Annotated in this window: 15 protein-coding genes; 9 read left to right on the plus strand and 6 right to left on the minus strand. The window is 72.7% G+C overall.

What is annotated here, in order from left to right; all coding sequences use genetic code 11:
- Positions 1-451 precede the first annotated feature (451 nt).
- Positions 452-2,827, plus strand: a complete 2,376-nt coding sequence (locus IE316_RS18065) for an ATP-binding protein (RefSeq protein WP_190205386.1) — start codon at positions 452-454, stop codon at positions 2,825-2,827.
- A 97-nt stretch (positions 2,828-2,924) separates the two neighbouring features.
- Here the strand turns inward: IE316_RS18065 and IE316_RS18070 are convergent, their stop codons facing one another.
- From IE316_RS18070 to IE316_RS18090, 5 genes are all read right to left on the minus strand, one after another.
- Complete coding sequence (locus IE316_RS18070; protein ID WP_190205387.1) at positions 2,925-3,890, minus strand: UbiA family prenyltransferase; 966 nt, start codon at positions 3,888-3,890, stop codon at positions 2,925-2,927.
- Between the two features lie 37 nt (positions 3,891-3,927).
- Positions 3,928-5,319, minus strand: coding sequence for an NDP-hexose 2,3-dehydratase family protein (locus IE316_RS18075; RefSeq protein ID WP_190205388.1), 1,392 nt, complete (start codon positions 5,317-5,319; stop codon positions 3,928-3,930).
- Positions 5,316-6,302, minus strand: coding sequence for a dTDP-glucose 4,6-dehydratase (gene rfbB / locus IE316_RS18080; protein WP_190205389.1), 987 nt, complete (start codon positions 6,300-6,302; stop codon positions 5,316-5,318). The genes IE316_RS18075 and rfbB overlap by 4 nt, the downstream gene beginning before the upstream one ends.
- Entirely contained in the window at positions 6,299-7,354 is a 1,056-nt protein-coding gene (locus IE316_RS18085; RefSeq protein ID WP_190205436.1) for a glucose-1-phosphate thymidylyltransferase, read from the minus strand. Before IE316_RS18085 ends, rfbB begins: the two co-directional genes overlap by 4 nt.
- Before the next feature lie 219 nt (positions 7,355-7,573).
- Positions 7,574-10,834, minus strand: a complete 3,261-nt coding sequence (locus tag IE316_RS18090; RefSeq protein ID WP_190205390.1) for an AfsR/SARP family transcriptional regulator — start codon at positions 10,832-10,834, stop codon at positions 7,574-7,576.
- Positions 10,835-10,979: 145 nt separating this feature from the next.
- On the opposite strand from IE316_RS18090, the gene IE316_RS18095 reads away from it, so the two are divergent.
- The 8 genes from IE316_RS18095 to IE316_RS18130 all read left to right on the plus strand — a co-directional run bounded on the left by IE316_RS18095 (position 10,980) and on the right by IE316_RS18130 (position 19,590).
- Positions 10,980-11,564 carry an NADPH-dependent FMN reductase gene (locus tag IE316_RS18095; RefSeq protein WP_190205391.1) on the plus strand — a complete coding sequence of 195 codons (585 nt, stop codon included), beginning with the start codon at positions 10,980-10,982 and terminating at the stop codon, positions 11,562-11,564.
- Between the two features lie 60 nt (positions 11,565-11,624).
- A complete protein-coding gene (locus IE316_RS18100) occupies positions 11,625-13,205 on the plus strand; it encodes an MFS transporter (protein ID WP_190205392.1) in 1,581 nt (526 codons plus the stop codon).
- Between the two features lie 199 nt (positions 13,206-13,404).
- On the plus strand, positions 13,405-14,622 hold the full coding sequence (locus IE316_RS18105; protein WP_190205393.1) for a class I SAM-dependent methyltransferase: 1,218 nt from the start codon (positions 13,405-13,407) through the stop codon (positions 14,620-14,622).
- Between the two features lie 71 nt (positions 14,623-14,693).
- Entirely contained in the window at positions 14,694-15,473 is a 780-nt protein-coding gene (locus IE316_RS18110; RefSeq protein WP_190205394.1) for an SDR family oxidoreductase, read from the plus strand.
- Positions 15,474-15,504: 31 nt separating this feature from the next.
- A complete protein-coding gene (locus tag IE316_RS18115) occupies positions 15,505-16,860 on the plus strand; it encodes a flavin monoamine oxidase family protein (protein ID WP_190205395.1) in 1,356 nt (451 codons plus the stop codon).
- A gap of 8 nt (positions 16,861-16,868) precedes the next feature.
- Positions 16,869-17,975, plus strand: coding sequence for a nucleotide disphospho-sugar-binding domain-containing protein (locus tag IE316_RS18120; protein WP_190205396.1), 1,107 nt, complete (start codon positions 16,869-16,871; stop codon positions 17,973-17,975).
- 47 nt (positions 17,976-18,022) lie between these two features.
- Positions 18,023-18,601 (plus strand): dTDP-4-dehydrorhamnose 3,5-epimerase family protein, encoded by a 579-nt coding sequence (locus IE316_RS18125; RefSeq protein ID WP_190205397.1) that lies wholly within the window; start codon positions 18,023-18,025, stop codon positions 18,599-18,601.
- The gene (locus IE316_RS18130) at positions 18,598-19,590 is read left to right on the plus strand and encodes a Gfo/Idh/MocA family protein (RefSeq protein WP_229910445.1); all 993 of its coding nucleotides are present in this window, start codon (positions 18,598-18,600) and stop codon (positions 19,588-19,590) included. The genes IE316_RS18125 and IE316_RS18130 overlap by 4 nt, the downstream gene beginning before the upstream one ends.
- 92 nt (positions 19,591-19,682) lie before the next feature.
- Here IE316_RS18130 and IE316_RS35975 read toward each other — a convergent pair whose 3' ends face one another.
- Complete coding sequence (locus IE316_RS35975) at positions 19,683-20,618, minus strand: oxygenase MpaB family protein (protein WP_190205398.1); 936 nt, start codon at positions 20,616-20,618, stop codon at positions 19,683-19,685.
- Between the last annotated feature and the right edge of the window lie 205 nt (positions 20,619-20,823).

A 20,823-nucleotide genomic window follows, 5' to 3' on the forward strand; every position in this document is an offset into this window, starting at 1 on the left:
GGGTGAATGGGGTGCCCGATGGCAGGAAGCGCGCGGGGCGCCGGGACGGGATGGGGGAAATCCGGACAAGGACGGGGCGGAGCCGGGGGCGCCGGGACCAGCGGAACACTGGCCGAATCGAATCGCTCAAAGTGTCGATTGATTTACCTTGGTGGTGTCCGGTACAGGATCGAACGGGGGTGACTGCACGTGGTGTCGGCAGAAGCCGCACGCGGCCACGGACGGCTGTTTCCGCACCCGGCGGGCTGAGGAGAGGTCCTTCGGCCCCGGCCGGGGAGCGTTCCGTCCCGCCGCATCGCGACGCCGATGCCCGGCCGGCTCCCCGAGGCGCCCCCGCGCCGCGTCACCACGCGCGGCGCGGAACCGCCTCGGCTCGTCCTGCGCACGGGCGTGCCCGGAAGCGAGCGGGATCGATTCATCACCTGTGTCCGTTGATCCTTAGGGGCTGCCCATGTACCCGATCAGTTCGAGCACCAGCAGCGATGAGCTCAGCGCCGGCGGACTGGGCGTGCTCACCGTCGCCGGCCGCGGCCTCGTGGGCCGCCGGAAGGAGGGGGCCGAACTGCGCGGACTCCTCGGCAATCCGGCCGTCCGCGTCGTCACCGTCACCGGCCCGGCCGGAGTCGGCAAGAGCAGACTCGCCGCGGCGGCGTTCGCAGACGTCTGCGGCTCCTTCGAGGACGGCGGGTGGGCCGTGGACCTCGGCGACTGCCGCCCGGGCCAGGACCCCGAGACGCTGCTCGCGGAGATCCTCGCCCTGGAGACCGGCCCGGACCGGCCGGTGCACACGGTGCTGCGCCAGTACATCCGGCCCCGCCGCTGCCTGCTCTTCCTGGACGGCTGCGACCGGATGCGGGCCGCGCTCGTACCGGCCGTCACCCGCCTGGTCAACGACTGCCCCCGGCTCACCGTCCTGATGACCGGCAACGAGCGGCTCGGCGTCTACGGCGAGGTGCTGCTGCGCCTGGGCCCGCTGGACCTGCCCCCGGCCGACGCCGCGCTGGACCCGGAGGAGCTGCGGGAGATCCCCTCGGTCAAGCTGTTCCTGGAGCGCACCCTCGTCACCCGCCCCAACTTCGCGCTCACCGAGCACAACCGGGACGCCGTCGTCCGGCTGTGCCGCCGCACCGACGGGCTGCCGATGGCGATCGAGTTCGCCGCCTCCCGCATGCGGATGCTCTCCCCGCAGCGGCTGCTGGACGAACTGGACGCCGGTCTCGACGCCCTGTCCGGGACCGAGTTCGACACCCTGTCCCGGCACCGCGGCATGGGCGCGGCCATCGCCCGCCAGCTCGACGCGCTCGACCGGCACGAACGCACCCTGCTCAGACGGCTCGCCGTCTTCCACCGGGCCTTCGACCTGCCCACCGCCCAGGCCATGTGGCCGGGTGACGCCACCGAACTCCAGCGCCTGCTGGAGATGTTCGTCGACAAGAGCCTGCTGCACACCGAGGAGTGCTCCGACGGCGAACTCATCATCTCCATGCTCGGCCTCACCCGGCAGTTCCTGCTGGAGGAGGCGCACACGCTGGGGGAGAGCGACGACCTCGCCTCCGCGCACGCCGCGTTCTGCATCGACCTGGCCGAGACCGCGGAGAGCGGACTGCGCAGCCCCGACCAGAGCCGGTGGCTGCTCCTGATCGACTACTGGCGCCAGGACCTGGCCGCCGCCCTGGACTTCCTCACGCGCTCCGGCGACACCGCGGGCGTGGTGCGGATCGCGGCGGCCCTGCGCGAGTACTGGCAGGCCCGCGGGGAGATCGGGGAGGGCATCGCCCGGCTGCGCGCCGGACTCGACGACCTCAGCGGCCTGTCCCTGTCCCGGCAGGCCAAGACCCGTCTGTCGCTGGCCGAACTGCTGCTGAGCGCCTGCGAGATGACCGCGGCCGAGGACTGCCTGGGCAAGGCGCGGGCCGCCTTCGAGGAACTGGGCGACGCCGCCGGAACGGCCGCCTGCATGCGCGGCGCCGGGCTCGTCGCCCTCCAGCGCGGGGACCTGGCCGAGGCCGACCGCCGCCTGGAGGACTGCCTGACGGCCACCGTGGGCGACGGCGGAGCCGACCACGCCGAGGTGCTGCGGGTCCTGGCCGAGGTCCGCCGGGCCGCGGGCGACGCGGCCGGCGCCCGCCGGCTCGCCGAGGACGCGCTGGCCTGCTTCGAGCGGCAGCGCGACACCCGCAACATCGCGCTCACCCGGCTCGTCCTGGGCGACGCGGCCTTCGCCCTGGGCGACCAGGACGGCGCCGTCGACCTGTACCGGTCCGCCCTGGAGGACATCGCCGGACTGCAGCACCTGGCGCTGAGCGCCCTGGCCCTGGAGAAGTTCACGCTGCTGCTCACCCGCTGCCGGGGCCAGTCGATGGAGACCTGGCGCCGCGCTGCCCGCGCCCTGGGCGCCGCCGCCGGCATCCGGTCCGCCACCGGCTGCGTCGCACCCGCTCCGGTACGCATGGAGGTGGACGCCGTCGCCGCCCTCACCCGGGTGCGGCTGGGCGACGAGGAGGCCGCGGAACTGGCGGCCCAGGGCCGGCGGTCGCGCCCGGACGCCGCCGTCACCGCCCTGCTGGCCCCCCTGGAGGGCACCGAGCCGGACCGCGACGCACCGGACGGCGCCGGCAACCCGCTCACCCCGCGCGAGCGCGAGGTGGCCGAACTGGTGGCGAACGGCCTCACCAACCGGGAGATCGCCCGCCGGCTCGGCATCGCCGAGTGGACCGCCGTCAACCACGTACGCAAGATCATGCGCAAACTGGCCTGCACCTCACGCGTGCAGGTCGCCAGTTGGATGACCAAGCAGGACCCCGGACGCCGGGGCCGGCTGGCCTGAGCCGTCCCCGCCGGACCCGGGGCGACCGCGCGAAGGCGGGGCCCGGTGGGCGAAAGCGGCGCCGCCGCCTCCGCTCCGCCCACCGGACCCCGCACGCTCAGAGCCAGTGCTGCGCCACGTTGTAGGCCAGCACACAGGCGACGGTCGTCCGGAAGACCACCACGCCCCGGCTGCGGGCCAGCAGCGCGTGGCCGTCCCGCAGGAAGGCGCCGTACTGGCGCAGCCGCAGCGCCATCAGCGGCACGGTCGCCACCACGAACCAGCCGGAGATCCACCCCGCCGCGTACGGCCCCAGGACCACCAGGAGGTTCAGCGCCGTCAGCGCCCCCAGGAACACCTGGTTGCCGCGCTCGGAGGCCATCACCGCGACGGTGCGCCGGCCGACCGCGGCGTCGCCGCTGATGTCCTGCGTGTTGGAGTAACCGGATATCAGGAGCTGCCCGAACCCGAACAGCAGCGCCTCCACCAGCACCAGCGCGGGGAGGTCGCCGACGGTCAGGGAGTAGGGCGACAGGACGAACGCCGTGGCCGAGAAGAGCAGCAGCAGCTCCCCGAGCCCGACGTAGCTCAGCTTCAGACCCCAGGAGTACTGGACGCTGAAGACGAGGAGCAGCACCGTGACCACGACCCCCCACACGGGGGTGTGGGGCGCGCTGAGCACGGCCACCAGCCACCACAGCGCCCCCCACCCCAGGGCGAGGTAGCCGAACCGCTGCGCCTGGTGCACGGTGAGCTCGCCGGTGAGCAGGGGCTTGCGCTTGAGCGGACGCAGCTCGGTGTTGCCCTCGGAGAGGTAGTTCGCCGTGTCGCTGCCGTCCTTGACGCCGGTCACGTCGTCCAGCGTCATCACCGCGGACAGCACGCCCACCTTGCCCAGCGCGAACACCAGCAGCGTCAGGAGCACGGGCCCGTCCAGGCGGGTGCCCGGCTCCATCGCCGTCCACACGATGAGCAGCGCGAGGAAGAAGTCGAGGACGAACTGGAACTTGACCAGCCTGGCGTACCTGCCCAGTCGCCGCCCAACGCCCGTCCGGGGGGCCACTCGCGTACCCGCAGCCGCCATGGAGTGAGTCCTTACTTGTCGGGCCGGGGACGCCCCTTCAGAGCGTCACCGCGGCGGTGTTGAGGCAGGCGAGCAGCGTGCGCGCCTGCACGTTGACGTATCGGCTGTGCCGAACCAGCGAGTTGAGCTGTCCGGGAGTGACCCAGCAGTACCCCGGCGGCGGTTGCGTCGGCGCCTGGGACTCGTCCGCCTCGACGAACAGGTAACGGCTCTGCGCGTGGTAGAAACGGCCGCCCTCCTCGGAGTGCACGGCCTGGTAGCGGATCTGCTTCCGGTCGGCGCCGAGCACCAGGTCCAGGAACGGGGGGCGCTGCTCGGGGTTGAGATGGCGGTGGTTCTCCGGAGTGCACTGAACCGTCGGGGCCAGTTCCAGCGTGTCCTGCAGCCCGCCCTCCGGCAGGGCCTGCGCCAGCAGGTGCGGGACGCCGTCGAAGCGACGGGTCACGAACGCGGTGACCCCGAGGCCGAGCGGCTCGATCAACGGCTGGGTCCACTGCGCCACCTCCCGGTTGGCGGCCTCCACCGCGACCGCCATCACTCGGAAGTAGCGTTCCGGAACATGGTCGATGGACCAATCGCCGCGCACCCAGTCCGTCACCTCCGCCAGCGGCACCGACCGCACCCGGCGGTCGTGGCGGGTGCGTTCGGCGGTGATCCAGGACAGCAGCCCCAGGTCGGACAGGAGTGCCCCGGGCTCGGGAAGCTGCGCGGGGGCGCAGGCCAGCACGGTGCGCGCGTCCATGTTCACCACGTTGTCCAGGCGCAGCAGCGCGCCGATCTGCCCGAGGGTGAGCCAGCAGAAGCCGTCCTCCAGCGGAACCTCGCCCTCCGCCTCGACCAGCATGTTCCGGTTGACCTTGCGCAGGAACCACGAGCCGTGCTCCGACTGCAGCACGTCGGCGATCACCCGCCGCGGGGACGCCTGTGTGAAGTACTCGAGGTACTTCACGTCCGCGCCCTGGTGCACCTTGGTGTAGTTGCTGCGGGTCGCCTGCACGGTCGGCGAGAGCTGGAGCAGATTGGGGTTGCCCGGCTCCATCTTGGCCTGCATCAGGAAGTGCAGGACGCCGTCGAACTCCTTGGCCAGGATGCCGAGGATGCCGACCTCCGGCTGGTCGATGATCGGCTGGCGCCACTCCGGGACCGGGTTCTCGGGGTGGGTGACGTGAATGCCCTCGATCGAGAAGAACCGGCCGCTGCGGTGCACCAGGTTCCCCGTCCCCGGGGCGAAGGACCAGCCGTCGAGGCCGGCGAACGGGATGCGCTCCACCCGGAACCGCCCGGTCCGCGCGTGCTCCGCCAGCCAGGGCCCGACCTGCTCGGTCTCCGGGCCGCTGCCGTGCCGGGCGAACGCCGAGCGGACCAGGCGGGCGGTGTCGGCCGCCTCGTCGTCACGCGGCCGCGGGGCCGACCTCGTCACCGTGCTCATCGGTCCACCTCCGCGGTGCCGCGCTTGACGTCCTTCCACCAGCCGGGGTTGTCCCGGTACCAGTCGACGGTCTCGCGCAGACCGCGCTCGAAGGGCACCTCCGGCTCGAAGCCCAGCTCCTCGCGGATCTTGGTGCCGTCGAGGGAGTAGCGGTCGTCGTGCCCGGGCCGGTCGGTCACCCGGCGGATCGCGGAGGCGTCGGCGCCGCACAGCCGCAGCAGCTCGTGGGTCAGCTCCAGGTTGGTCCGCTCCACACCGCCGCCCACGTTGTAGACCTCCCCGGCCCGTCCCTGGACGCGGACCGCCTCCACGGCGCGGCAGTGGTCGTCGACGTGCAGCCACTCACGGACGTTGTGCCCGTCCCCGTACAGCGGCACCGGCCTGCCCTCCAGCAGGTTGGTGACGAACAGCGGGATGAGCTTCTCGGGGTGCTGGTACGGGCCGTAGTTGTTGCAGCAGCGCGTGATCGACACGTCCATGCCGTGGGTGCGCCAGGCGGAGCGGACCACGAGGTCGGAGGCGGCCTTGGACGCCGCGTACGGCGAGTTCGGCTCCAGCGGCCAGGTCTCGGTCCACGAGCCCGACGGGATCGACCCGTAGACCTCGTCGGTGGAGACGTGCACGATCCGCTGGACGCCGCTGTGGCGCGCGCAGTCGAGCAGCACCTGGGTGCCCACCACGTTGGTGCGGACGAAGTCGGCGGCCCGGGTCACCGAGCGGTCGACGTGCGACTCGGCCGCGAAGTGCACGATCGAGTCGTGGCCGGGCAGCAGGTCGCGCAGCAGATCCGCGTCGCAGATGTCGCCGTGGACGAACTCCAGGCGCTCCGCGCCGGCCGGCAGGTTGGCGAGGTTGCCGCTGTACGTCAGCTTGTCGAGGACGGTCACCCGGGCCCCGGCCGCCCGCGGGTAGCGGTCGGCGAGCACGGCGCGCACATAGTGGCTGCCGATGAAGCCGGCGCCGCCCGTCACCAGGATCCTCATGACGCGACCTCCACCCGGGAGTCGTCCCCGACGATCAGCCGGTGCCGGCGGGCGGCCGTCACCGAGGCGGCCCTGCCGATGAGCGAGGCGCTCAGTCCGTCCAGGTGCGACAGGGAGGACCCGTCCTGCACGATCGAGTCCTCGATGCGCGTGTGCCGCACCGTGCAGTTGCCGCCGATCGCGGTGTACCGCCCGATGCGGCTGTCCTCCACGAGGCTCCCGGGGCCGATGAAGGCCGGGCCCTCGACACGGGAGCGCACCACCCGCGCACCCGGCGCGAGCACCACCGGACCGGTCAGCTCGCTGGCGTCGTCCACCTCGCCGAGCCGCCGCGGGCTCACCTCGTCCAGCAGCCGCCGATTGCATTCGAGGACGGCGTCGGCGTTCCCGGCGTCGGCCCAGAAACCGAGGTATTCACTGGCCTTCACCCGGGCCCCGTTCTCCACCAGCCACTGGACGGCGTCGGTGATCTCCAGTTCCCCGCGGGCACTCGGCCGTATCCGGTCCACGGCCCGGTGGATGGCGGGCGTGAAGAAATAGACGCCGATCAGGGCGAGATCGCTGCGCGGCACGGCCGGCTTCTCGGCCAGCCCGGTCACGGTGGCCGACGCGTCGACCTCGGCGACCCCGAAGGCCCGGGGATCGGCGACTTTCTGGACGACGAGCTGGGCGTCCGGCCGATGCGCGGCGAACGTGCGGGCGATGTCCGTGATGCCCTCCGGCAGCACGTTGTCACCGAGGTACATCAGGAAATCGTCGGCGCCCAGGAATTCCCGGGCGATCAGCACGCAGTGGGCCAGGCCGAGCGGCTGGGCCTGGCGAATGTAGGTGATACGGGCGCCGAACCGGGAACCGTCGCCGATCACCTCACGGATCTGCTCCGCCCGGTCACCGACGATCACGCCGATATCGGTGATGCCCGCCGCCAGGATATTGTCGATGACATGTTCCAGGACCGCCTTGCCGGCGACCGGAACAAGCTGTTTCGGCGTGGAATAGGTGAGGGGCCGAAGCCGGGCTCCCATCCCGCCGGATAGCACTAGAGCCTTCACTTTGACCTTCCGGATCGATTCTTCGGCCAAATGGTGATGTCCGTTGGATATTCCGGGAGTGCATAAGCGAGGCTAACGGCGCCGCTCCGGGCGCTCGTCGATAAGCTCGTGGACTCTGTCAGGTCCTGCTTGACGTGACAGAGTCTTCAATACCGGGCCGTCGGCAGGACGCGAAACGGATGACGCGGGCCAGGGGGCCGCGGGCCGCGCGGCCGGTGGTCACGCCCGTCCGCCGACCGGCGGCGGATACGCCGCCTCCTCGGGGCCGAGCGCCCCGCCCCGCTCGAAGGCGGCCGTGAAGCCGTCCTCGCCCAGTCGCTCACGGGCGCCCGCGGCGATCCGGTCCACGTCGTCCCGCTCGCCCTCGGGCAGCGGGGTGCCGACCCGGGCCCGGCCCGCGGCGGCCGCCCCGAGCAGACACGCCGCCCGCTCGGCCCGGCCCGCCAGCAGCTCGGCTCCGGCCAGGCCCTCCAAGGCCAGCGCGACCGCCCGCGGATCACCCGACCGCCGCGCCGCGTCGAGACCGTCCCGCTGCAGCTCCAGGGCGGCCGCGGCGTCCCCGCGCAGCTCCGCGACGAAGCCCAGCTCGGCCAGGATCAGCGAGGGCACGCCGGGCTGGTAGCCCATGCGCCGGTGCACATCGAGCACATTGCGCATGTGCCGCTCGGCGGTGTCCAGGTCGCCCTCGCGGCGGGCCCCCATCCCGAGCCCGATCTCGGCGAACTGCTCGCCGAAGTCGTCCGACTGCTCCACGGCGAGCCGCCTGGCCCGCTCGTGGTACTCCCGGGCCATCGGGTAGTCACGGGTCAGCAGGGCGATCCGGCCCAGGCCCGAGAGGTGGAACGACACCTCGGGCCACAGCCCGAGATCCTCGGCCACCCGCAGTCCGTCGCGCAGCAGTTGCCCGGCCCGCCGGTAGTCGCCGACCACCTCGGCCAGCGTCTGCAGCGGCACCATGGCGCGCAACTGCCCCCACCGGTCGCCCAGTTCCCGGAAGATCTCCAGGCTCTGCTCGCCGTACCGGCGCAGCGCGCCGAAGTCGCCGCGCAGCTTGGCGATGAACGCCTGGCTGCTCAGCGCCGCCGCCGTGCCCCAGCGGTCCTCCAGGGAGCGGAAGGAGCGCAGCGCCCGCTCGATCAGCTCCTCACTGGGCGTCAGGTCCCCGACGCCGTACAGGTTGGACCCGAGGAACCACTGGGCGTGCGCCTCGCCGCCCGGCTCGTCCAGCTCCTCGTAGGGGCGCAGCGCGGCCCGGTACTCGGCGAGCGGGTCGCTGCTGCCGCCCAGGAGCAGCCGGGTGCCGCCCAGCCAGGCGGTCGCCTCGGCCACCACGGGGGTGGCCGGGGTGCGCGGCACCAGTGAGAGCGCCGTGGCCAGGGAGCGTTCCGCCTCGCGGTTGCGGCCGCGCAAGTGCCAGTACCAGGCCAGGGCGTTGACCAGCCGCAGGGCCCGCTCGCCGTCCCCGCTGTGCACGGCGCTCTCCAGTGCCGTGCGCAGGTTCGCCGTCTCCGCGTCGAGGCGGCGCAGCCACTCCCGCTGCCCGTGTCCGCGCAGGTGCGGCCGGGCCCGCTCGGCGAAGGAGGTGTAGTAGGCGCGGTGCCGCTGCCGGAGACCCTCCAGCTCACCGGCCTCCCGCAGTTGCTCCAGGCAGTAGGCCGTGACGGACTCCAGGAGCCGGTAGCGCGGGCCGTCCACCTCATCGGTCATGACCACCAGGGAGCAGTCCACCAGGCGGGCCAGCAGGTCCAGCACCTCAGCGCGGTCCACGCCGGGACCCGCGCACAGCTCCTCCGCCGCCGCCAGGGAACAGCCGTCGGCGTGCACGGCCAGGCGGTGCAGGACGGCACGCTCCCGGGCGCTGAGCAGGCCGCAGCTCCAGTCGATGACCGCGCGCAGCGTGCGGTGCCGGGCCGGGGCGTCCCGGGTGCCGGCGGCCAGCAGTGTGAACCGGTCGTCCAGCCGGGCGGCCAGCTCGTGCACGCCCAGGGCGCGGACCCGGGTGGCCGCCATCTCCAGGGCGAGGGGGATGCCGTCGAGACGGCGGCAGACCGCGACCACGGGGCCGACGGTCTCCTCGGTCAGCCGGAAGCGGGGAGCGGCCGCGCCCGCCCGCGCCGCGAACAGCTCCACGGCGCTGAACCGCAGCACGTCCTCGGCGCCCAGCCCCACGGCGGACCGCGGCAGGGACAGCGGGGGCACCTCCACGAGCCGCTCGCCGCCGACGCTGAGCGAGGTCTGGCTGGTGGCCAGGACGTGCAGCTTGGGCGCCGCCTTCAGCAGCCGGGCCGTCAGCTCGGCCACCGGCTCGACGACGTGCTCGCAGTTGTCGAGGACCAGCAGCGTGCGCTCGTCGCCCAGGGCGTGCACCACCCGCGCGGTGGAGGACAGCGGATCGCCGTCCGGTGCGGGGTGGGAGGTGATGTCGTCGCGCACCCCGAGGACCGCCTCGACCACCTCGTGCACCTCGGTGGCGGAGGCGGGGGAGCGGTCCAGGGAGGCGAACTCCGCCATCCGGACGCCGCCGGGGAAGTCCGGGCCGAGCGCGGCGGCGGTCGCCAGGGCGAGCTGGGTCTTGCCCACCCCGCCCGAGCCGGTCAGGGTCACCAGCCGGTGCCGGCCGACCAGTTCGCGCAGCCGCTCGATCAGCTCGTCCCTGCCGACGAGGTCGACGGGCGGGGCGGGCAGGTTGGTCGGGGGCCGGGCCGCGGTGGTGCTGGGCGACGGCACGGCGGCCAGCTCCGGGCTCTGGGTGAGGATCGCCCGGTGCAGCGCGGTCAGTTCGGGGGAGGGGTCCACGCCCAGCTCCTCGGCGAGCCGCTCGCGCAGTTCGGCGTAGCCGGTGAGGGCGGCGCCCTGCCGGCCCGCCAGGTACAGGGCCCGGATGTGCGCCGTGCGCAGCCGTTCGCGCAGCGGGTGCCGGACCACCAGGTCCGCCAGCTCGTCGGCGACCAGGGCGTGTTCGCCCAGCTCCAGCCGGGCCTCGGCCTGCTCCTCCAGCGCCGTCAGCCGCTGCTCCTCCAGCCGGTCGGCCGCGGCGCGGGCGAACTCCTCGTCGACGAAGTCGGCGTACGCCGCCCCGCGCCACAGGGCCAGCGCCTCGGTCAGCAGCTCCGTCCTGGTGCGGGGGTCGGCGCTGCGGCGGGCGCGGGCGGTCAGATCGAGGAAGCGGTCGGCGTCCACGGACCCGGCGGGCACCTGGAGCCGGTAGCCGGGGGCGCCGTAGACCACCAGGTCCCGGCCGCCGGGCGCGGCGTCCTCCAGGGCCCGGCGGAGCTGCCACACCTTGTTCTGCAGCACGCCCACGGGGTTGTTCGGCAGCCGTTCGCCCCACAGGTCCTCGACCAGCCGGTCCACCGACACGGGCCGCCCGCGGTGCACCAGCAGCGCGGTGAGCAGGGCACGGACCTTCAGCTCCGGCACCCGCACCGGCCGCCCCTGAGCCGTCCACACCGCAAGCGGGCCGAGCACCCCGAAACGCATGTGATCACGCTATCCGAACGCGGCGGCCGACGACAGGACGGTGCGCGTACGGGGCGGCCGAGAGCGACCGAGAGCGGACCGGGACCGGACCGGGGGCGGCGGCGGGCACGGTGGCAGCCGAGGAGCCGAGCACAGGGAGGGAAGCATGCCTGAGCACAGACTGCGGGTGTCCGTCATCATCGGCAGCATCCGCAACGGCCGGTTCGGTCCCACGGCGGCCCGGTGGATCGCCGACGAGGCCGCCAAGCGCGAGGACCTCGCCGTCGACGTGATCGACCTGGCGAAGGTGTGGCTGCCCGAGGTGCTGCCGGCCGACGAGCACGCGGAGCGGCCGACCGCCGTCCAGGACCTGGCGCCGTGGCTGGCCCGCGCCGACGCGTTCATCATCGTGACGCCGGAGTACAACCACAGCTTCCCCGCCTCGCTCAAGAACGCCGTCGACTGGTACGTCGACGAGTGGAAGGCCAAGCCGGTCGCGTTCGTCTCCTACGGAGGCATCGCCGGCGGTCTGCGCGCCGTGGCCCAGCTCCGGGAGATCTTCCCCGGTCTGCACGCGGTGACGGTCCGCGACTCCGTCGCCTTCCCGGAGTACTGGACGCGCTTCGACGACCAGGGCCGGCCGGTCGACGCCACCGCCTGCGAGGCCGCCGCCAAGACGATGCTCGACCAGCTCACCTGGTGGGGGCGGACGCTGCGCGACGCCCGGGCCGCGCGGCCCTATCCCGGCTGAGGCTCCCGCCACCGTCCCCGTGGTCCGCACCACACCGTCCCCGACCCTGGAAGGACCCCCATGTCAACGAACGCCTCCCCGGCGGTGCCGGCGAAGGCAGGGACGCGCGAGTGGCTCGGCCTCGCCGTGCTGGCCCTGCCGACCCTGCTGCTCGCGCTCGACCAGAGCGTGCTGTTCCTCGCGCTGCCGCACCTGGCGGAGTCCCTGCGGCCCACCGGCACCCAGACGCTGTGGATCATGGACATCTACGGCTTCATGATCGCCGGTTTCCTGGTCACCATGGGCACGCTCGGCGACCGCATCGGCCGGCGCAAACTGCTGCTGATCGGCGCCACGTTCGTCGGTGTCGCCTCGCTGCTGGCCGCCTACTCCACCAGCGCCGAGATGCTGATCGCCACCCGGGCGCTGCTCGGTGTCGCCGCGGCCACGCTGATGCCCTCCACGCTCGCCCTGATCAGCAACATGTTCCAGGACCCGGGGCAGCGCGGCCGGGCCATCGCGGTGTGGGCGAGCTGCTTCATGGGCGGCACCGCGCTCGGCCCCATGATCGGCGGCGTGCTGCTGGACCACTTCTGGTGGGGTTCGGTCTTCCTGCTCGGCGTCCCGGTGATGATCATCCTGCTGATCGCCGGTCCCGTGCTGCTGCCCGAGTACCGCGACCCGGACGGCGGCAAGCTGGACCTGTTCAGCGTCGCCCTGTCGCTGGCCACCATCCTGCCGGTCATCTACGGCCTCAAGGAGATCGCCCGCTACGGCGTGGAGCCGATCTCCCTGCTGGTCATCGCGCTCGGCCTGGCCGTCGGCGCGGTGTTCGTCCGCCGCCAGACCCGGCTCACGCACCCGCTGCTCGACCTGCGCCTGTTCCGCTCCGGCGCCTTCACCTCCTCGCTGCTGGTGCTGATGCTGGCGATGGCCACCATGGGCGGCAGCTACCTGTTCATCACCGGCTTCCTGCAGATGGTCGAGGACCTGTCGCCCACCGCCGCCGGCATGTGGATGGTGCCCTCCGCGCTCGCCTCGATCGTGGCGGCGCTGATCGCCCCCGGCCTGACCAAGCGGCTGCCCATGGGCGTGGTGATCGGCAGCGGCCTCGCCCTGACGACCGTGGGCTACCTGCTGGTCGCGTTCGTCGACCCGGTGGGCGGACTTCCGCTGCTGATCACCGGCTTCGTGATCGCCTTCTTCGGCACCGGACCGATCGGCGCCCTGGGCACCAACCTCGTCGTCAGCTCCGCTCCCCCGGAGAAGGGCGGTTCCGCCGCCTCCCTGTCCGAGACCAGCGGCGAGTTCGGGGTCTCGCTCGGCGTGGCGGCGCTGGGCAGCCTGGGCACCGCGCTCTACCGCGGCGACATCACCGTCCCCGACGGCGTGCCGGCCGAGCAGGCCGAAGAGGTGCGCGGCGGCATGGAGAGCGCGGTCGTCGCCGCCCAGGAGCTGCCCGCGGACCTGCGCGACCAGGTACTGGCGGCGGCGCGCGAGGCGTACACGAGCGGGCTCAACGTCGTCGCCGTCGTCTGCGCCTCGCTCATCGCCGTCACCGCGGTGCTCGCCGTGACCCTCCTGCGCAAGGTGGGCGGCACCCCGCCGGCGCCGGACGAGCCGGCCGCCGCGCGGGAGGAGTCGGTCCCGGCCGGGCCGTGACCCGCACGCCCCCCTGGCGCGGGCCCTTCGCCGCCCCGGCGAAGGGCCCGCGCCCCTTCCCGTTCCGGCACCACCGGACCTGACACATGAGGCGGCCCCCCGATGGACCCTCCCCGGACCGCTCGACAGCATGGTCATGTGCGTTCGCATTCCCCGGCCCGCCAAGCCGCCCGCCCACGAAATGCAAAGGGGTCCGTTCATGGTCCAGTGCCGAATCTGCGGTGGCCCGGTCGATGAGTTCATCGACTTCGGCCGGCAACCCGTGTCCGATTCCTTCGTGACACCCGAGACGGCGGGCAGCGAGTACTTCTTCCGGCTGGCCGCGGGATTCTGCACCGAATGCACCATGGTGCAACTCATCGAAGAGGTGCCCCGCGAGCAGATGTTCCACGAGGATTACCCGTACCGCTCCGCCGGTTCGGTGGTCATGCGGGAGCACTTCGAGAAGTACGCGAACCAGCTCCTGGGCGGCGAACTCACCGGCCGCGACCCCTTCGTGGTCGAGATCGGCTCCAACGACGGGACCATGCTGAAGACCATCGGCCGGGCCGGGGTGCGCCACCTCGGTGTCGACCCCTCGGCCCAGGTCGCCGAGTTCGCCCGGGCCGAGGGCGTACGGGTGCGCACGGACTTCTTCCAGGAGACCAGCGCACGCGAGATCGCCGAGGCCGACGGCCCCGCCGACGTGATCTTCTCGGCGAACACCTTCAGCCACATCGCCTACATCGACTCGGTGCTCCGCGGCGTGGACACGCTGCTCGCCCCGGACGGCATCTTCGTGATCGAGGACCGCTACCTGGGCTCGATCATCGCGCAGAACGCCTTCGACCAGGTCTACGACGAGCACTTCTACCTCTTCTCGGTCGGCTCGGTGCGGACCATGGCCCGGCGCCACGGCTTCGAACTCGCCGACGTCCAGCCGCTGTCCGTGCACGGCGGGTCGATGCGGTACACCATCGCCCGCCCGGGACGGCGGCCGGTGTCCACGGCCGTCACCGAGCACATCGAGCGCGAGCGCGAGGCGGGCCTCGGCCGGCCGGAGACCTACCACCGCTTCGCGGAGCACGCCCGGACCAGTTGCCGCGACCTGGTGCAACTGCTGACCGAACTGCGCGCGCAGGGCCGCTCGGTGGTCGGCTACGGCGCCACCGCCAAGAGCGCCACCGTCCTCAACCACTGCGGTATCGGCACCGACCTGGTCCCGTTCATCTGCGACAACACCCCGGCCAAGCAGGGCCGGCTCGCCCCGGGCGCGCACATTCCGGTCCGGTCGCCCGAGGAGTTCGCCAAGCCCTATCCCGACTACGCCCTCCTCTTCGCCTGGAACCACGCCGAGGAGATCATGGCGAAGGAACGGGAATTCCGGGCGGCGGGCGGCAAGTGGATTCTCTACGTGCCCGAAGTGCACATCGTCTGAATTCCCGCCAGGGACCGCGTCACGGGCGTTCGAGGCCCCAGTCATCTCTCAGATTCCAACCGGAAGGCGCCATGAAAAAGTACGCCGGCAAGAAGGCCGTGGTCACCGGTGGCACGCACGGCATCGGCCTGGCCGTGGTCAAGAAGCTGCTCGACGGCGGCGCGGAGGTGCTCCTCACCGGCCTCAACGAGAAGAACATCGAGGCCGCCCGCGCCGAACTCGGCCCGCGCGCCCATGTGCTGCGCTCCGACGCGGCGAGCATGTCCGACATCGACGCGCTGGGCAAGGCGGTCGAGGAGACGCTGGGCCAGGTGGACTTCGTCTTCGTCAACGTCGGTTACCTGAAGTTCGGTTCGCTCAGCCAGGTCACCGAGGAAACCTACGACCGGATGTTCGACACCAACACCAAGGGGGCCTTCTTCACCGCGCAGCGGCTCGCCCCCCTGGTCAAGGACGGCGGCTCGTTCGTCTTCACCACCGCCGTCGCCGTCGGCATGGGCTTCGTGGCCACCAGCGTCGGCACCGGCATGAAGTCGGCGATCCGGGCCTTCTCCAAGGTCTTCGCCTCCGAGCTGCTGCCCCGCAACATCCGCGTCAACACCATCAGCCCCGGTTTCACCGACACCCCCACGATGGGCATCGCCGAGATCTCCGACGAACTGCGCGCCGCCAACATCAAGGAGGGCATCGAGCTCACCCCCATGCGCCGCTTCGGCACCCCCGAGGAGGCCGCCACCGCGGTGCTCTTCCTCGCCTTCGACGCCACCTTCACCACCGGCGTGGACCTGCCCGTCGACGGCGGTCTCGGCCAGGGCCTGGAGTGGCCGCACGACGAGATCGTCGAACACTGACCCGGTCGGACCAGCAGACAGAGGTGGAGCGATGACCAGTCGCACACAACGCACCAAGGTCGCGGTGATCGGCGGCGGCATGGCCGGCTGTGCCGCCACCCGCCAGCTCCTGCGCAGCGGCCGTGACGTGGTCGTCTTCGAGACGGCCGACGGGCTCGGCGGCCGGGCCCGCTCCTGGCACCGCCCGGAGATCGAGCCCGACGTCGGCATCAACCTGATGTACGTCAGCTTCTACAAGCTGATGACCCAGCTCATCAAGGAGTACGGACTCGAGGACGAGCTGATCAGGATCTCCAGCAACGTCTGGATCTCCGACCACGGCAAGACCGTGCCGCTCTCCTCCGACTCGCCGCTCAGCCTGCTCACGTACCGGCACGTCAAGCTGCGCGACCGGGTCGCCTTCCTGCTCAGCACCCTCGCGCAGGTGGCCCGCAAGAAGAAACTCGACCTGTTCGACCCGGTGAAGGCGGCCCCGTTCGACGACGGGGCGTCCGCCGCCGACTGGGGCTGCCGGCAGGTGTCCCGGCGCGGCTTCGACTTCCTGCTGCGCCCGCAGATCGAGGGCTTCTGGAACTTCGCCTGCGAGGAGATCTCCGCCGTCCACGCCCGCGCCCTGCTCGCCTGGATGGGCGGCTCCGGCTTCTACGTGCTGCGCGGCGGCATGGAGATCCTCGCCGAGAAGAACGCCGAGGGCGCCGACCTGAAGCTGTCCCACGAGGTCACCGCCGTCCAGTTGGACGGCGACGGCATCACCGTCACCGCCGTGGGCCCCGGCGGCACCCCCGTCAGCGAGACCTTCGACGAGGTGGTCGTCGCCACGCCCGCGCCGATCGCCGCCAAGCTCGTCGCCGCGCTGCCCACCCGGACCGTCGGCGAGGAGACCCGCCGGTTCCTGGAGTCGCAGCGGTACGAACCCGCCCTGTCCGTCTCCTACCTGGTCGACCGCGGCACCCTGCCCGCCGAGGCGCACATCGTGGCCGGCGGCCCCGAGGACCCGCCGCTGCGCAACATGATCACCTACCCGCGCACGGTACGGGACGCGAGCGGCCGGCCCGTCGAGAAGCTCCTGGTCTTCGCCTACCCCGGCCGCGCCAACACCCGCCGGCTGCTCGGCCGCCCCACAGAGGAGCAGTTCAGCGAGGTGACCAAGCTGCTGCCGTCGCTGTGGCCGGACTTCCCCGTGGCCGGTGCCGAGCCGTTCCAGATCGCCGAGCGCCCCTACGGGTTCCCCATCCCCGCCCCCGGCCGCTACCGCCGCTCCGTGCGCGTCCTGCAGGAACTGCGGCCACCGGTCGTCTTCGCCGGTGACTACTTCAACTCACCCACCACGGAAGCCGCGATGCTCTCGGGCGTCCGGGCCGCCGCGGTGCTCACGAAGGCAGGTTGAGACAGCCCATGAAGATCCTCTTCATTCCCGGGAACAGCCCCTACCCGATCTTCTCCCACACCCCCCTCGCCACGGCCGCGCGCAATGCCGGGCACCAGGTGTTCATGGGCGGCATCGACTGGGTGCTGCCCAACATCGCCAGCGTCGGCCTGCCCGCCGTGAAGATCTCCCCGGTGTCGATGGAGGAGGTCAGCGCCTTCATGGGCGCCATGCCCGAGGACCCCGCCGAGCAGCTCAAGGCGGTCGGCCGGGTCTACGCCGAGATCGCCGTGGACAGCCTCGACCGGCTGCTGGACCTGGCCGACCACTGGCGGCCCGACCTCGTCGTCGGCGGCGGCATGTTCTACACGGCCCCGCTGCTCGCCGACCACCTGGGCATCCCCAGCGTGCGCCTGGAGTGGGACCGCATCGACTCCCGCGCCTACGACCCGGGCGCCGAGCCCGTGCTCGCCCCGGTCCTCGCCGAACTGGGCCTGGACAAGGTGCCCGCCCCCGACCTGTGGCTGGACGTGTGCCCGCCCAGCCTGCGGCCCGAGGACGCGGTCCCCGCCAAGCTCATGCGCTGGGTGCCGGGCAACCCGCAGAAGCCCCTGGAGCCGTGGATGTACACCAAGGGCGACCGCCCCCGGGTCTACATCACCGCCGGGACCCGGCTGTTCAGCGGCGAGGGGCTGCGCGACATGGCACGCAGCGTCGGCAAGCTCGGCGCCGAGGTGGTCGTCGGCGCCCCCGAGGCCGTCGCCGCCGAACTGCGCGAGGAGGTGCCCGAGGTGCGCGTGGGCTGGGTACCGCTGGACGTGCTCGCGCCCACCTGCGACGTGATCATCCACCACGGAGGCGGCGGCACCGACATGACCGCCCTGAACGCCGGTGTGCCGCAGCTCATCGCCCACCCCGAGTACCCCACGACCGCCACCCGGCGGATCGTCGAGTACGGCGCCGCCGCCCTGGTCGAGTCCGGCGGCTACGAGGAGATCAACGCGGCCTGCGAGTCGCTGCTGAAGGACCCCTCGTACCGCGTGCGGGCCCAGGCCGTCTCCCGGGAGATGGCGCAACTGCCCCCGGCCCACGAGATCGTCGGCGACCTGGAGCGGCTGGTGGCCGAGCGGGCCTGAGCCGGCCGCACCGGGCCCCGGCCCCGTGACGACGAGAGGAGAACGCGGTGCGTATCGCCGCGACGGCGATCCCCGGGGCGTACCAGGTGACCCCCGAGCAACTGCCGGACGAGCGCGGCGCCTTCTGGGAGGGCATGCGCGCCGACAAACTGGAGAAGGTGCTGGGCGAGCCGTTCGTGCCCCGGCAGATCAGCTACTCCGTGTCCCGCCGCAACACCCTGCGCGGCATCCACACGGTGGCCGTCCCGCCCGGGCAGGCCAAGTACGTGAGCTGCGTACGCGGCGCGCTGCGCGACATCATCGTCGACCTGCGCGTCGGCTCACCCGCCTTCGGCCGGCACCACGTCTGCACGCTCGACGCGGCCTCGGGCCGCGCCCTGTACATCCCCGAGGGCGTCGGCCACGGCTTCCTGGCCCTCAGCGACGACACCTGCATCTGCTACGTGATGTCGACGGTCTACGAACCGGGCACCCAGATCGACATCGACCCCTTCGACCCCGACCTGGCCCTTCCCTGGGACGTCACCGGAGAACCCCTGATGTCACCGAAGGACCGGGCCGCGGCCGGCCTCGCGCGGACCCTGGCCGCCGGGGTGCTGCCCCGCTGGAACGAGGTGCGGCCGTGACCGCCGCCATCCGCGTCGGAGTGCTCGGCAGCGCGGAGATCGCGCGCCGCCGGATGCTGCCGGCCTTCGCCCGCTCCGCGGCCTTCGAGGTCGCCGCGATCGCCTCCCGGGACCCGGAACGCGGCGCGGCGGCCGCCGCCCCCTACCGGGCGCGGGTGGTGCCCGGCTACGCGCACCTGATCGATGACGCGGACGTGGACGCGGTCTACGTCCCGCTGCCGCTCGCCCTGCACGCCGAATGGGTCGAGGCGGCGCTGCGCGCGGGCAAGCACGTGCTGGCCGAGAAGCCGCTGAGCACCTCCCCGGAGGTCAGCGCCCGGTTGTTCGCCCTGGCGCGCCGCCGCGGCCTGGCCCTGATGGAGAACGTCATGTTCGTCCACCACGGCCAGCACGCGCGGGTGCGCCGGCTCGTCGAGGACGGCGCCATCGGCGAACCGCGCTCCTTCCAGGCGTCGTTCACCGTGCCCCGCCGTGCCTCCGGCGACATCCGCTACTGCCCGGAGCTGGGCGGCGGGGCCCTGTGGGACACCGGCGTCTACCCGGTGCGCGCGGCACAGCACCTCCTCGGCGCCGGGCTGACCGTCGTGGGCGCCGTCGCCACGGCCGCGGCCGGCTTCGACGTGGACACCGCCGGGGCCGCCCTGCTGCGCCGGGACGGCGACGGCGTCACCGTCCAGCTCTCCTACGGCCTGGACCACGCCTACCGCAGCACCTACGAGATCAGCGGCAGCACCGGCCGGCTGACCCTGGACACGGCGTTCACCCCGCCCGCCGACCACGTCCCGGTGATCCGGCTGCACGACCGCTCCGGCGGCCGGGAGCTGCGGCTCGACGCCGAGGACCAGGTGGCCGCCACCGTGGCGGCGTTCGCCGAGGCGGTGCGCCGGGGCGGGGTGCGGGCCGAGGACGAGCGGGCCACGCTGGAACAGGGCCGGCTGCTGCGCGAGATCCTGCGCGCGGCCGTCCCGGCCCCGGCCCTGCGCGACTGAGGACCGCGCGCGGGGCGACACACGAGCGGGCGGCACATGACCGAGCGGCACACGGCCGGACCGTGTGCCGCTCGGTCATGTGCGCCGCCGCGTCAGCCGGTCCGGCGCCCGGTCGTGTGCTCGGGACCCAGCTCCTCCATCCTGAACTCACCCGTGGGGAAGCTCGGCGTGGGCAGCGGATCGGGGTAGGCGGCCGCCACCCGCGGCGGCTGCCGGCGCACGTACGCGGCCCGCACCTTCAGCGCCGTGTCCACCGCCAGTCGCAGCGCCCACGACGGCTCGGCCACGCCGAACGCCTTGCGCATGTGCGGGGTCAGCAGCGCCGGCAGCGCCGCGGCGGCCGCCTTGCGGCCCAGCGGCTGGAGCCGCTTCGGCAGCCACGCGGCCAGGGGCTCGATGACCGTGTTGCGCAGCACCTGCCACAGCGTCACGGCCTCCGGCGAGTACGCGAAGTTCCGCTCCACGTAGTCGTCGTGGAACCGGGCGAACTCCTCGTAGGAGCCCGGGATGTCCTTCAGGCCCATCAGCTCGCCCTGCTCGCGCATGTGCAGATAGGCCGCGGTCCGCTCCTGGTCGCTCAGCCGCCGCCAGCCGTACCGGTCCACCCAGCGGATCTGGATCAGCATGCTGGTGGCGAGGACGAACAGGTACTCCTCGTTGGAGATGCTCCACTGCTTCTTCTCGTCGCTGATGTGCCGCACCGCGTTCTTGTGGATGCGGTTCATCTGCCGCGCCGCCGCCCGGCCGCGCTCGTCCTTGAACCCGCGCCGCACCATCTCCAGGCTGATCAGGGCGAAGTGCTCCATGCGCCGCTGGGTGTTCTGGGTCAGTTCCCCGGTCCGCACCAGGAGCGCGGCCATCTGGGGCGGCGCGACGCTGTTGCAGAACGCCAGCGCGCCCGCGACGCTGAAGTCCCACGGGAACTCGTAGCCCATGTCGAGCCACCAGATGCGGCTGCACTCCTCCTTGACGTCCATGCTCTGGATCTCGCGGAGTCGCGCGTACCGTTCGTTGCTGTCCCTGGCCATGCCGCGGCCTCTCCTCTCGCCGGTCACCTCGGAAAACAGTGGGTCGGGCGACGCCCGGGCGGGCGGCCGGTACCCGGGCCGGCGGGAACGCACGGTGCGCGCGGGTCGTCCCGCCCGAACGCGGGGGGCGTTCGAGCGGCACGGCCCGCGCGGTCCGTGCGTCCCCGGCGACGCCGCCGGGACGTCCGGCCACCCGGGTACCGCG

This window comes from Streptomyces fumanus (assembly GCF_014655295.1).
Taxonomy (GTDB): Bacteria; Actinomycetota; Actinomycetes; order Streptomycetales; family Streptomycetaceae; genus Streptomyces; species Streptomyces fumanus.

What these genes read in the sequence shown, in the direction of transcription:
- IE316_RS18065 (WP_190205386.1), top strand. Translation starts at nt 452, where the DNA reads ATGTACCCGATCAGTTCGAGCACCAGCAGCGATGAGCTCAGCGCCGGC.
- IE316_RS18070 (WP_190205387.1), bottom strand. Translation starts at nt 3,890, where the DNA reads ATGGCGGCTGCGGGTACGCGAGTGGCCCCCCGGACGGGCGTTGGGCGG.
- IE316_RS18075 (WP_190205388.1), bottom strand. Translation starts at nt 5,319, where the DNA reads ATGAGCACGGTGACGAGGTCGGCCCCGCGGCCGCGTGACGACGAGGCG.
- rfbB (WP_190205389.1), bottom strand. Translation starts at nt 6,302, where the DNA reads ATGAGGATCCTGGTGACGGGCGGCGCCGGCTTCATCGGCAGCCACTAT.
- IE316_RS18090 (WP_190205390.1), bottom strand. Translation starts at nt 10,834, where the DNA reads ATGCGTTTCGGGGTGCTCGGCCCGCTTGCGGTGTGGACGGCTCAGGGG.
- IE316_RS18095 (WP_190205391.1), top strand. Translation starts at nt 10,980, where the DNA reads ATGCCTGAGCACAGACTGCGGGTGTCCGTCATCATCGGCAGCATCCGC.
- IE316_RS18100 (WP_190205392.1), top strand. Translation starts at nt 11,625, where the DNA reads ATGTCAACGAACGCCTCCCCGGCGGTGCCGGCGAAGGCAGGGACGCGC.
- IE316_RS18105 (WP_190205393.1), top strand. Translation starts at nt 13,405, where the DNA reads ATGGTCCAGTGCCGAATCTGCGGTGGCCCGGTCGATGAGTTCATCGAC.
- IE316_RS18110 (WP_190205394.1), top strand. Translation starts at nt 14,694, where the DNA reads ATGAAAAAGTACGCCGGCAAGAAGGCCGTGGTCACCGGTGGCACGCAC.
- IE316_RS18115 (WP_190205395.1), top strand. Translation starts at nt 15,505, where the DNA reads ATGACCAGTCGCACACAACGCACCAAGGTCGCGGTGATCGGCGGCGGC.
- IE316_RS18120 (WP_190205396.1), top strand. Translation starts at nt 16,869, where the DNA reads ATGAAGATCCTCTTCATTCCCGGGAACAGCCCCTACCCGATCTTCTCC.
- IE316_RS35975 (WP_190205398.1), bottom strand. Translation starts at nt 20,618, where the DNA reads ATGGCCAGGGACAGCAACGAACGGTACGCGCGACTCCGCGAGATCCAG.